The 13,109-nt window shown below is 31.3% G+C and carries 10 protein-coding genes; 5 read left to right on the forward strand and 5 right to left on the reverse strand.

Annotated features, from left to right (window positions below):
• The first annotated feature begins 89 nt into the window (after window positions 1–89).
• Window positions 90–794 carry a precorrin-2 C(20)-methyltransferase gene (cobI, locus tag ACJMLH_RS03755; RefSeq protein ID WP_405274861.1) on the forward strand — a complete coding sequence of 235 codons (705 nt, stop codon included), beginning with the start codon at window positions 90–92 and terminating at the stop codon, window positions 792–794.
• On the opposite strand, the gene ACJMLH_RS03760 is transcribed toward cobI, so the two are convergent.
• Entirely contained in the window at window positions 791–1,561 is a 771-nt protein-coding gene (locus ACJMLH_RS03760) for a V4R domain-containing protein (RefSeq protein WP_405274863.1), read from the reverse strand. The genes cobI and ACJMLH_RS03760 overlap by 4 nt on opposite strands.
• Before the next feature lie 378 nt (window positions 1,562–1,939).
• Between ACJMLH_RS03760 and ACJMLH_RS03765 the strand changes: the two genes are divergently transcribed.
• Window positions 1,940–2,407 (forward strand): deoxycytidylate deaminase, encoded by a 468-nt coding sequence (locus tag ACJMLH_RS03765; protein ID WP_405274865.1) that lies wholly within the window; start codon window positions 1,940–1,942, stop codon window positions 2,405–2,407.
• 94 nt (window positions 2,408–2,501) lie between these two features.
• Window positions 2,502–3,896, forward strand: a complete 1,395-nt coding sequence (locus ACJMLH_RS03770) for a carbon starvation protein A (protein WP_405274867.1) — start codon at window positions 2,502–2,504, stop codon at window positions 3,894–3,896.
• Between the two features lie 162 nt (window positions 3,897–4,058).
• Here the strand turns inward: ACJMLH_RS03770 and ACJMLH_RS03775 are convergent, their stop codons facing one another.
• The gene (locus ACJMLH_RS03775) at window positions 4,059–4,901 is read right to left on the reverse strand and encodes an aldo/keto reductase (protein ID WP_405274869.1); all 843 of its coding nucleotides are present in this window, start codon (window positions 4,899–4,901) and stop codon (window positions 4,059–4,061) included.
• 337 nt (window positions 4,902–5,238) lie between these two features.
• On the opposite strand from ACJMLH_RS03775, the gene ACJMLH_RS03780 reads away from it, so the two are divergent.
• Window positions 5,239–5,457: a hypothetical protein gene (locus ACJMLH_RS03780; protein ID WP_405274871.1), complete on the forward strand. Its 219-nt coding sequence runs from the start codon at window positions 5,239–5,241 to the stop codon at window positions 5,455–5,457.
• Between the two features lie 250 nt (window positions 5,458–5,707).
• Here ACJMLH_RS03780 and ACJMLH_RS03785 read toward each other — a convergent pair whose 3' ends face one another.
• The 3 genes from ACJMLH_RS03785 to ACJMLH_RS03795 form a co-directional block, all read right to left on the reverse strand.
• Window positions 5,708–6,646 carry an alpha/beta hydrolase gene (locus tag ACJMLH_RS03785; RefSeq protein ID WP_405274873.1) on the reverse strand — a complete coding sequence of 313 codons (939 nt, stop codon included), beginning with the start codon at window positions 6,644–6,646 and terminating at the stop codon, window positions 5,708–5,710.
• A gap of 168 nt (window positions 6,647–6,814) precedes the next feature.
• On the reverse strand, window positions 6,815–6,970 hold the full coding sequence (locus ACJMLH_RS03790) for a hypothetical protein (protein ID WP_405274875.1): 156 nt from the start codon (window positions 6,968–6,970) through the stop codon (window positions 6,815–6,817).
• A 413-nt stretch (window positions 6,971–7,383) separates the two neighbouring features.
• Window positions 7,384–8,427 (reverse strand): NAD(P)-dependent alcohol dehydrogenase, encoded by a 1,044-nt coding sequence (locus ACJMLH_RS03795; RefSeq protein WP_303739416.1) that lies wholly within the window; start codon window positions 8,425–8,427, stop codon window positions 7,384–7,386.
• 426 nt (window positions 8,428–8,853) lie between these two features.
• Here ACJMLH_RS03795 and ACJMLH_RS03800 point away from each other — a divergent pair.
• Window positions 8,854–13,109: amino acid adenylation domain-containing protein (locus ACJMLH_RS03800; RefSeq protein WP_405274878.1), on the forward strand; the 4,256-nt coding region annotated here is incomplete at its 3' end.

Consider the following 13,109-nt stretch of genomic DNA (forward strand, 5'->3'; position numbering starts at 1 on the left):
TATATTAGTTAGTATACTATAAATAAATTATAGGAAGAGCATTTGAAAAGTATTTTTCAATGCGTAATATTTATATTTAAAGTGATTTTATGGTAGAAAAAGGAAAATTGTACGGAATTGGCGTAGGACCTGGTGATACTGAATTGCTTACATTAAAAGCAGCTAGAATATTAAAAAGCGTGCCTGTAGTATTTACACCAAAATCCTCAAAAGAAAAAGAAAGTATAGCATTATCAATTGTTAAACCTATTCTTGAAGAAAGAGATGATGATAAAAAATTAATGCTTGTTACTCCTATTTTTCCAATGATTGAAGATAAAGAGGAACTTGAAAAAATATGGACAAGTGCATCCGAGATGATTGCCCAGTATTTAGATAGTGGAAGAGATGTTGCTTTCATAACACTTGGAGATCCATCCGTATTCAGTACCTATGCTTATGTCCAAAAGAAATTAATCGGTGACTATGAAATTGAAACAGTTCCGGGAATTACATCATTTACTGCATGTGCTGCAGCTAGAAACAAAGCATTGGTGGAACAAAACCAAATTTTAACTATTGTTCCAAAAATTGACGACAGATTGGAACATGTTCTTGAATACAGTGATTCAATTGTACTGATGAAAGCATCCAGAAATACAACCCAACTGGAAGAAACAATAGAAGAAAAAGAAAGACCTAAAGAAATTTATTCAGTACAGAACTGTACTCGTGAAAATGAAAAGATAATTGAAGGATTCTCCAATGAAAAACCTTATCTTACAACAACAATAATCAAATTTGAAGATGACTAGTGAGATTGGATGCCGAGAGGCTCAATCTCAAATACACATTTTTCGTCACCCATTGTATAACATTGAGTTTCAATGACACTGACAGGGAGATTGAAAAATTCTGTAAATAAACCTTCAAATATTCCAGTGTCTAAAAAACAAGCCGGTTTTCCTGTTTTTGGAAGCAGACCGCATTCAAAACAGTCATATGTTGTTATTTTAATAATCTGACCTACTTTGAAAGTGACTCTTCCCAAACCTTTCCTTTCCCAAAAATCGGCAATGTTATCCATGAAAACATTTAAATCCTCATCATATAATTTATCAAAGATAGACCTTCCAATGCTATTACCGGTTGACTGTAAAATTGGGTCTATGTTTATTCCTTCCTGAATAAGCATTGCTTTTAAGGTATGGAATAGTAATGTTGAAAACTCAGCATCGACATCAACAATGTTTTTAATTAAGTAATCTGCTTGAGTTTCCTCTATTTCTTTTGGTTCTGATATATTGACTGAACCAATGTATTTTGAATTCAAATAGAATATTTTTTTCCTATTATCTACAGGGTGGACCTTGTATGAAATGATTCCAGTTTCCCTTAGGCCTTTAAGATGAACTGAAACTGTGGATTTTGATTTACCAGTGTTACTTACTATTTCATCAAATTCCATATCACGGTCTCTAAGCATTTCTAGTATTGTTAGTTTTACTGGACTTTTAATAACGTTGACACCGATATTATCATCAGCGTGTGAGAAGATTTGTATTGGTTTTTGTTCACTCATAGTCAATATCTCCTAAATATATAGTTATATTTACAATTTATAGGTTAATAAATGTATCTAAAAATTAAAAAAAGCGTTTTTGTATAATATTTTGTTAAAAAAAATGAACAAAATTTATAATAAAAAATAAAATAATACGAACTGTTCGGTTAAAAGCATGCAAAACAGTTCGTATACTATCAATTAACCATGAAAAATCAATGAAAAAAATTTAATTTTTTGAAGAAAATAAAAACATTCCACTCAATTTAATTAACATTAACATCAATAATAATAACAAGGAACAGTTGGTTGAAATTATAAATGATTTCATCAATTCAAATATAAAATAATTAATTTAACATTAAATAGTTATTCTAAAGGAAAGGAGATAAAGACATGCCAGATGAAAAAACCGTAAATGAAAACAATGCAAATCGTATGAGCAAAAACGAATATTATCTTGCAATTGCTCTAGCCGTGTCAAAAAGAAGTACATGTTTAAAAAGACGCTACGGTGCAGTAATAGTTAACAACGACGAAATAGTCAGTACAGGATACAACGGTAATCCAAGAGGAGAGGAAAACTGCTGCGATAGGGGAAATTGTCAAAGAATGAACCTTCCATCCAATTCAGGCAACTACAATGACTGTTTTTCAGTACATGCCGAACAGAATGCCATGATCAGTGCAAGCAGAAATGAAATGCTTGGCTCAACCATTTATCTGGCTGGAGAAAAGTATGATGAGGACACCTGGGTGGAAATAGACGATGCGGAACCTTGCCCAATATGCTTTAGAATGATTAAAAACTCAGGAATTGATAAAATAGTCAGCGCGAAAGGAATTTTAAAACTACGCGATTAAGTCTGAACGTTGCCGTGGAATTTTCAACTGAAATAATGGCATTAATTAAAAATAAGAAAGTTATTTATAAATTAAATTAATAAAGTTATAATTAATGTATAGCTTTATTATTTGTTGTTTAACCTTGATTGCATCGTATTTTATTTATGGAAAAGTGATTGAAAAAGCTGCGGGCGTTGATGAAACCCAAGAAACCCCCGCATATAAATTGGAAGATGGTGTTGACTATATTCCAATGTCTAAATTCAAGAATTTTTTAATTCATTTTTTAAATATTGCAGGATTAGGACCTATTTTTGGAGCTATACAAGGAGCATTATTTGGTCCGGCAGCATTTATATGGATTACCCTAGGTACAATTTTCATTGGAGGAGTTCATGATTTCTTCTCAGGATTCATGTCCATGCGAAATGACGGATTGACCATGCCCAATATTGTTTCAAAGTATTTAGGAAAAAGATTAGAAACAATTATTGCAGTTCTCGTGGTAATCACGGGAATCCTTGTTGCAGCCACATTTGCAAAAGGAGCTGCAGATTTAATCAACAGCTTGACAAATATCCCTGTGCTCATTTGTGTAATAATAATATTCATTTATTTTTTGATTGCAACTGTATTCCCGGTTGATAAAATTATTGGAAGAGTATATCCTATTTTTGGCGCATTATTAATGATTATGGCCGTCTTAATGATTGGAGGCTTAATCATAAATCCGGCATACTCCATTCCTGAATTTACAACACAGGGATTATATTTAACTGACAAAAGTATTTTCCCATACTTATTTGTTACTATCGCCTGTGGTGCTATTTCCGGTTTTCATGCATCCCAATCTCCAATCGTTGCAAGATGTATGGAAAATGAAAATGATGCGAGACCCGTGTTTTTCGGAGCTATGGTTGTAGAAGGTTTGATTGCTCTTTGCTGGGCTGCCATTGCAATGGCATTTTTCCACGGCCAGCCTCAACTTGCAGTAATTTATGGTGCAACCCCTGCTGTTGCCGTCTATGAAATGGCAGTAAAATTAGTGGGACCTATCGGCTTAGCTTTAACCATCATTGGAGTTGTTATTTGCCCAATCACATCAGGAGATACCGCACTTAGAAGTTCAAGAATAACAATTACCGATCAACTTAATATTGACAGTGAAAAATTAACTTCAAGGTTAAAACTTGCAATTCCGTTGTTTTTAGTATCATATGGATTAACATTCGTTGACTTCAGTCTGATTTGGAGATATTTTGCTTGGTCTCAATTAATAATAGCTACAATAGTACTGTTTTCTGCAGCAGCATATCTGATAAAAAAAGAAAAACAATACATCATTGCATTAGCACCTGCAATCGTGTGTACTTTAATTGCATTTGGATATATCCTGCAGGCTCCAGAAGGTTTAAGACTGCCTGCAATGACTGCCAATATAATTTCAGTTATTGCAACGATTATTACCACAGCAATTTTTATTAAAAAATATAAATTACAAAATTAGTTTTTTTAAATTCAGTTTCCAAACTAGCTAAAGATGAAATTGATGAAGAAACCATAGCTTATATTAGCTAAATTATTCCAAATAATTTTTCCAATATTTAAAAATTTCAACGGAAATAAATTTTTGTTAAATAATTATCTAATAAAAAAAAAGAATATGAGATTAAATAATCTCAGAATTAAACTCTTCTGCAGTTTCAGGATCATTATAATCATTGAAAGGACTTTTACCTAAATCCAATTCTTTGATTTTTTCCATATCCTTTTTGTTTAATTTAAAATCAAAAATATCAATATTTTCTTCCATTCTTTTTGTTTTAACAGATCTGCATGAAAATGGAATATCTCTGTCAACCAACCATCTGAATATTATCTGCGGAGTGCTTTTTTCATATTTTTCTGCAATTTCCAAAAGAATAGGATTTTTAAACAGATTACCGCATCCCTCAGAAAGCGGCCCCCAACTTTGATGGGCTACCCCTAATTTATTCATGAATTCATTTGCTCCATACTGTTGGAAATATGGTGATGTTTCAACCTGATTGACTTGAGGGACTATGTCAAAATTCATTACAAGATCAACCAAACGAGCTGAATCAAAATTTGAAACACCTATAGACAGTAATATTCCTTCTTTTTGCAAATCCTGTAAGGCCCTATATGACCCATAATAATCTCCAAACGGTTGATGAATAAGCATCAAATCAAGATAATCAGTTTGTAAATCTTCCAAGGTTTTATTAACGGCTTTTATTGTTTTGTCATATCCTGAATTGCTAACCCAATTTTTGCTGGTTAAAAAGATTTCTTCCCTAGGAATTCCAGATTCTTTTACTGCATCACCCACCTGTTTTTCATTATAATATACCTGTGCGCCATCTATAGCGGAATAACCTCTTTCTAAAGCATTAATAACTGCATCTTTTGTACTTTCAGGTTCAATTTCATAAACTCCGAAACTTACAAAAGGCAATTTTTCATTGTTATTTAATTTTTTAAATTTCATGAATTTTTCACCAATATAAATCATTCATTATTAGTACCTATTATAACATGCAAATAATTTTAATGTAATTGATTATATGTCGTTTTTTCTAAATAAAGTTTGTAAAAAATAATGGCACCACAATTTAAAATTCCGCCTAGATGTTCTAAAACTTGTGAAAAAAATTGAGTAAAAATACAAAAAATCATTAAATATGAAATAGTTTACATACTTACGATTTTCACCTAAAACCCAATATAACTTGAGAATTACATAAAATTATTTTTAGACATTACAAACAAAACATTTATTTAGTCATGCCTAAAAAGTATATAACAATAACTATGAAGGTGATAATGTGGAAACGGATGCATTAGTAAATGGAATTCTTTCGTTTGTTATTCCAGGTTTAGGTCAAGCCATAGAAGGATATAAAATCAGAGGCTTGATTTTTTTCATAATAGCAATTATAATCGGAGCATTATCCATATATTTCCATTTAGACAAAACGATTCAATATCTAATTTCAGCCCTTTACGGTCTGTTAGCCGGATATGATGCATATAGATTATATTGAAACTTGACTTGGAGTAAATGGTGAAGGGCATGTCAATTTTTGCATTGCCTTTCATTCCCCACATAACAAGAAACCTTCGGTAGGGCTGAGTCTACCGTAAAAACCTTGCAGTTTATTATGCGGGATGATTACGGGAAAGTTTTCTATTATGTGCAAGAATAGCCTACCGCTACAGGTCGAGGAAGTTCAATATAGAAAAAATACACGAACAATTCGTGAAAAACATATAAAAAGGAGTGAACTCTTTAACTTATTCTTCCAAAGTTTTAATTACACTTTTTACAAAGTCTTTTTTCTTGTCCACATGAATACCATGTCCACAGTCAAAATATTCTACGTCTATATTTTTAATTAAGCTGATTACCAGTTCCAAGTCCTCATCTGTTAGAGCACCCTGAATAATGTTACCCTCACCTATTATGGTATTGGCTTTCATGAACAATGTTTTGCATTCTATGTTTGAAAGCAGATTCCTATAATCAATGTTACAATTGAATGAGTCATTGTAGAAATTTTCTCCAAAGTAGGGATCATATTCATTCAATCCTTGAAAAGCTTGCAAAAATTTTTTTGGCCAAAATCGAACTTTTAAGGGTTTATCCGGATGTTTTTTTCTATATTTTAATGCAGATTCTCCAGATTTTGCCCTAATCTTTTCCCTTTTGTTTTCAGGAAAAAAATTCCAGGCGTATTGGTTCATGAAGTAGTAATACACAAAATCAGACTCTTCATCCTGATTGATGAAATTATGGCAAACCGTTGACAAATCATTAAAGTTGTAATAATCAAATCTTTTCTCGCCACAGCTTGAAAACAGTGGTGGGTCTTCCAATATTAAATTATCACAAACGTCAGAAACTGAAGCTATATAGCAAGATATGAGACCCCCAGAAGAATGGCCCAATATTGATATTTTATCATCAGTCTTAGATTTGATAAAATCAATCAAATCCTCACCTAAACTAACTATATTATATTTTTCCTTGTTATGAGAACTTTTTCCATGTCCATAGCAATCCACTAAAATCAAATGAAATTTTTTAGACAAATCTTTTACTACATTCGAATAATTCTCTGCATTTGTGCCTTGGGCATGAATTACTAGCAGTAAAGGATTATCATTATCCCATTCATAATAATTAATAATATTGCCATCACCTGTCTCATATTGATAATTTTCCAACTTCATATTAATTACTCACATTATTAACTATTATTAAGTTTTATTAAAATTCAATATATAATATATTGTAAAAATCAGTTTTTTGAAGTAATTTGAACTCCCACATAGAATGGGAAGTCCAAATAATGCCTTTAAATTAAATCCAGATTTTCATCCGTTGAATTTTAGACAGTTTTATACGCTGAAATCGTATTTACCCCTTTGAACTCTTTCAAAGTAAGTCAAAGCAATTGTAACAGGAATAACAATGTATTTAATGGCAACAAACCAAGGCAATCCACCCATAATATTGAATATCAATACAATAACGCCTGAAATAAGAGATATCAATATTGCAAAGTTAGCAACCTTATAGTTTATCCTATATACTTTGAAAAATTAGACCATAAGCCAATCTTGAAGAAATTCCAAAACGGGCCAACATTTCATCATTATTCATAAATACTGAACTCCTTTATTTATATAAAAATATATCATTTAACTTTTATATTAATTTTTTGTAAATTTTGTCCATTTAAAATATATTAATTGTAAATATTTTGAACAAATTTAAATGAAAATTTCAATGATTAATCTAATTAAAAATTAAAGTTATAGAGTATGAAAATGTAAAAATTGTAGAAAACAAGTTTAGAGAAAAATTACATGCAAAACCATGACAAACACATGAAATAGTTCTTATACTAACAATTTTTATCAAATAACGCAAAAAATAAAAAAAGGACATAAAAGTCCTTTTATAATTATTCATCAAATTCTTCAAATGTAATAACGGCCCTGCCTTCAACTCTACCATTTCTTAAGTCATCAAGCGCTTCTAGAACTTTACTGAATGGATATTTTTGAGCTTGAACTGTTATTTTTCCAGCTTTTGCCAGATCCATAATCTCATAAAGGTCTGTGATAGTTCCACCTTGAGTTAATCTTACCATAACACCAGGTTTAACGGTAGTCCAGCTTACAGGGAGTGTTCCTCCACCAAGACCTAAAATAGAAATAAGACCTAATCCTTTGGTAATTTGTGCAGCAAGTTGTAAAGAGTTATCTCTACCTACAAAGTCAAATACTGCATCTACACCTTTACCATCAGTCAATTCCATGATTTTATCATATGCATTATCATCTAAAACAACTAATTCATCAGCACCGAAATCTGTCATTTTAGCCATTTTATCAGCTGATCTGTTAACTACAATAATACGGGCGGAAGTTGTTAAAGCCAAATATTGACAACAGTAGAATCCAAGTCCACCTACACCAATAACCACAGCAGTACCATTATTTGGAATAAATGGTTTTGCAGTTTGTACAGCTCCATATGGTGATAAACCTGCATCAGCTAATGCTACATATTCTGTAGGATCAAGGTCTCCTAAAGGTGCAACTTCTCTTGCATCAGCAATCATATATTCTGCCATTCCTCCATCTTCTTTAAGACCACGTGCACTTGCAACTTCACAGAAGTTGTCACGGCCTGAAAGACAGTACTGGCATTTACCGCATGCATGCAAGGTGTCTACAATAACATTTTGTCCAACTTCAACAGTGTCCACACCAGGTCCCAGTTTTGCAACAGTTCCTGCGTTTTCGTGACCAAATGTAAATGGTCCTTCAAATGGAACTGTAATAAAACCTTCATCGATGACTTCAAGGTCTGTTCTGCACATTCCGGCACCTTTCATTTTAATTAAGATTTCGCCAAATCCTGGTTCTGGTATAGGTACTTCTTCCAATACAGGAGGTTTTCCTAATTCATTAATTCTCCAAGCTTTCATTGTTTCTGCCATGTTTATTCCTCATTTCAATTTTATTCATCAAATGATAATTCAATGAAATTAATAAAAAAATTCAAATAAATATTAAGTATTAACATCGTTCAGCTATTTTTCAAACTTTTGAATATTTATTATAGCAATTTTAATTTAGGGAGATTTAATCCAATATTATATATAATATATTTTACTTTTATTATTTAATCATATTGAAATCGAAAAATCTTGAGTTGATAGCATTGAAAAGAACGTTTTGACAATAGAATAACCAAAACATGGACATTACAATGTCTATACCACATAGACATCAGAATCATTTACATCTATTCAATTATTTAATGCTCCAAAAGATGACTGGATTGAAAAACGAAATCAAGAGATAACTGACAGTTACAAATAAATGTTAAAAAAAGTATATATAATTAAATAGGTTTGATATTTATGAGCAAAGAATTTAATTCCATCAATGAACACTTATCAAAAATGTATGCTGATTTTGATGAATCAACTTTAATCTCCCCAAATAAAAGTGGAGAACAAGAACAACGTATAATTAGTAAATCAGAATATGAAATTAAAAAAGAAAATCTAGTTGAATTTATAAATTCCAATTCAATTTCTATTAACGAACTTTTATTGGCAAGTTTAACATTAACCCTGAATAAATTCAATTTTTCTAATGAAACTTTAATTTTCAATGAAAATAATGTTCCATTCGCCGCTAAATTTGAAAACAGGAAAATTTCCATTAAGGAATTTCTTGAAAATATTCATGAAATCTATAGTGAAACTTTAGAATTTGATGAATATATTAATGAAGATGACCTTCTTTTAAAGCCTGAATTTTATTATAGTTTCAATGAAGATTTAAAATCAGACATTGATTATTCAAATTATTTAAGTATTGTTGAAAGTGACAAAACTGTTTTATTATCATTATTTTACAATAGTGAATTATATACAGAAGAGTTCATCAATTTATTCCTGTTAAGCATTGAAAATATTATAAACCAATTTGTTAATATTGATATCGAGAAAACAAACATTGAAGATATTGCTCTTGTAAGTGAAAAAGAAAATATTGAGTTCACTGAAGTTGAAATGCCTTTATTTCACAAACGCTTTGAAGAGCAGGTTAAAGCAAACCCTGACAACATTGCTCTTGTAGCCGAAGATGCAACATTCACTGCAGATGAACTTAATCAAAAAGCAAACAAGATTGCTAATGCATTAATCAAAAAAGATGTCAAACCAAAAAGCAATGTTCTGGTAATGCTTCACAGAAACAGCGATTTAATAGCATCAATATTAGGTATATTGAAAGCAGGATGCACATACATCCCAATCGATTTGGAATACCCAAAGGACAGAATCAACTACATATACGAAAACAGCCAAGCAGACTACATAATTTCAGATGAAGATAAAGAAAATTCATTAAACATTAAGGAACTACTTAAAGAAGCAAATACCGAAAACCCTGATGTTGAGATTACCCCTGATGATTTGGCATACATGATTTATACATCAGGTTCAACAGGAAATCCAAAAGGAGTAATGATCTCACACGAAAACATCTGTAACGAAGTGCAAAATCCAAAATCACAATACAAAAGCTTATTATGTATTACAACAATTTCTTTTGACGTAGCTATGGATGACATATTTACAGCACTTGCAAATGGAATCAAACTGATATTTGCAGATGATATCCAAATCAAAAACATACCTAAACTAACCGAATTAATAAACGAACATAAACCGGAAGTGGCTGATTTTACCCCATCCAGAATGGCTTCACACCTTGAAGTGGAAGAATTCTGTAAAGCCATAAGCTGTTTGAAATGTTTATTCCTTGGGGGAGAACAATTTTCAACCAAAGTATACGAAGACTTTAGAAAATACTCTGATGCGATTGTATACAACAGTTACGGACCAACCGAGACAACAATTACCTCAAACAACAAAGAAGTGACTGACATTAATGATATAACTGTAGGATTTCCTTTAGACAATTATATAACTGATGTTCGTGATATTGATGGCAAACTAGTGCCAAACGGAGTAATGGGCGAATTATACATCGGCGGTACCGGTGTAGGTAAAGGATACTATAACATGCCTGAAAAAACCAAAGAGGTTTTCCTGACCATCAACGACATTCCATATTACAGAAGTGGAGATTATGCAATTGAACTTCCGAATGGTGAGATTGACATCAAAGGAAGAATAGATAATCAAATTAAATTAAGAGGTTTAAGGATAGAAATTGGTGAAATTGAAACAAACATTAGTCAATATCCTAATATAAAACAAGCTGTTGTTGTAATTAAAGAGATTAACAATAATGACCATTTATGTGCTTATTACACTGCTGATGAAGAGATTGATAGCAATGATTTAAAGGAGTATTTAAAAGACAAATTAACCCGTTATATGGTTCCAACAGTATTTATGCAACTTGATGAGATGCCACAAACACCAAACGGTAAAACAGACTTGAAAAAACTACCTGAACCACAATTAAGATTAACATTAACACTTCCAGAAACAGAAACAGAAATAAGATTGCATGAACTAGCTTCATCCATCAGCCAAACAAAAGAGTTCGGTACTACTGATGATTTATATGCTATTGGATTTACCTCATTAACACTGATGAAATTAAATGCAAAGATTTATGATGAAATGGGTATTAATTTAGATATCATTGCTTTATTGAATGACCCTACAATAAAAAACATTGCAAATGAAATTGAAAATAATGATTTACTTGATTTAGACAGCATTATTGAATTATCCCATGATACAGAGTATTATCCATTAACAGAAAATCAAATGGGAATCTATTATGAATGTATTCAAAGTGGAGATGTTGCACAATATAATCTTCCGTCAGTCATAAGATTTAGCAGTGAAATTGATGCCGATAGATTAAAAGAGGCCATTATTAAGACAATTGAAACATATCCATATCTTAAAACCAGAATTGTTCTAGAAAAAAGTAAAGTGATGCTAAAACGTGACGATTCAATAGCTATCGATAATATTCCGATTGTTAGTGTTGAAGATATTTCAGACGATGAACTTGAAAAGGAAAATCTAAAACCATTTGATTTGCATAATGACCAATTATTCAGATTTAAAATTTATACAACTCCTACTGAAACAATTTTATTCTCCGATGTTCACCACATAATTTCTGATGGAGAATCTTTAGATAAGTTATTCACAAACATTGCTAATGCTTATCAGGGAATTGAAATTGAAAAAGAGGAAATTGATGGTTACATTAACAGCCTGATTGAAACCGAAAATGAAAACAGTGAAAAATATGAATCATCCAGAAAATTCTTCCAGAACAAACTGTCCCAGGAAGTTGATTCAACTGTTTTGACCCCTAATTTGAATGGAAACTTTGAAGACGGAATTTTAAAATCAATTTCCAAAAATATTAATCCAGATTTGATTAGTGAATTCTGTAACGCAAATAAAATAACTCCAAATGTTTTGTTCATGGCAACAACAATGTTAAACCTCAATAAGTACACATTCACTGATAAAACACTGATTACAACCATTTTCAATGGAAGATCAAACTCATTATATAGCAATACACAAACATTGCTTGTTAAAACACTTCCTATTGTCTCAATAAATGATGATAGAACTTTAACAATTAAAGAATATTTGAAATCCATAAATGATCTTTGGATGGAAACCATTAGTCATTCAGATTATCCTTATACTAAAATTTCCGAAGAGTTTAAATTAAAACCTGAGTTTTTCTATGCATACAACAATCTTGATGCTGAAGAAATTGAAATTGACGATGAAGTTTATAAAGTCAAGTATTTGAATTCACTTGAAGTCAATTATAAAATATCTTTGGATGTTAATGAAACCAAAGACAATCTTGAATTGTTTATCCAATATAATGACCAGTTGTATAGTGAAGATTACATAGAAACCTTCTTAAATTGTATTGTTAATGTAATAAATCAATTAATTGAAGCGGATATTGAAAAATTATCTATTGGTGAAATAGAATTGAGTGAAGATAAAGGAATACCTACATTTGACCCTATCGATAATCCTTTCTTACACGGACGCTTTGAAAGACAGGTCGCTGAAAAACCTGACGATATTGCTCTTGTTGCAAGTGATGCTACATTAACTTACAAGCAATTAAATGAAAAAAGTAATAGGATAGCCAATTCATTGATAAAAAAAGGTGTCACACCTGGAAATAATGTTTTGGTAATGCTTCCAAGAACCAGCAACCTCATAGCAACTATCATTGGAATATTTAAGGCAGGATGCACATTCATACCAATAGATTTGGAATATCCTGCAGAAAGAATAAAATATATCTATGAAAATAGTGAGGCAGACTATATAATCACTACCGATAAAACAACTAAAAACACATTGGACATCAATGAATTAATAATGGAAGAAAATGTTGCCAATCCAAATGTTGAAATAACCCCTGATGATTTGGCATATATGATTTACACTTCAGGATCAACAGGTAATCCTAAAGGAGTAATGATAAGTCACGAAAATGCATGTAATGAATCAGCAGAAAATCCAAAATGCGAATATTCAAGCATATTGAGTATTGCGACAATAGCATTTGACACATCCCTTGAAGACATCCTAACCGGAATAACAAACGGAATTAAAATCATATT

The sequence above is a fragment of the Methanobrevibacter sp. genome (genome assembly GCF_045116495.1).
Lineage (GTDB): Archaea > Methanobacteriota > Methanobacteria > Methanobacteriales > Methanobacteriaceae > Methanocatella.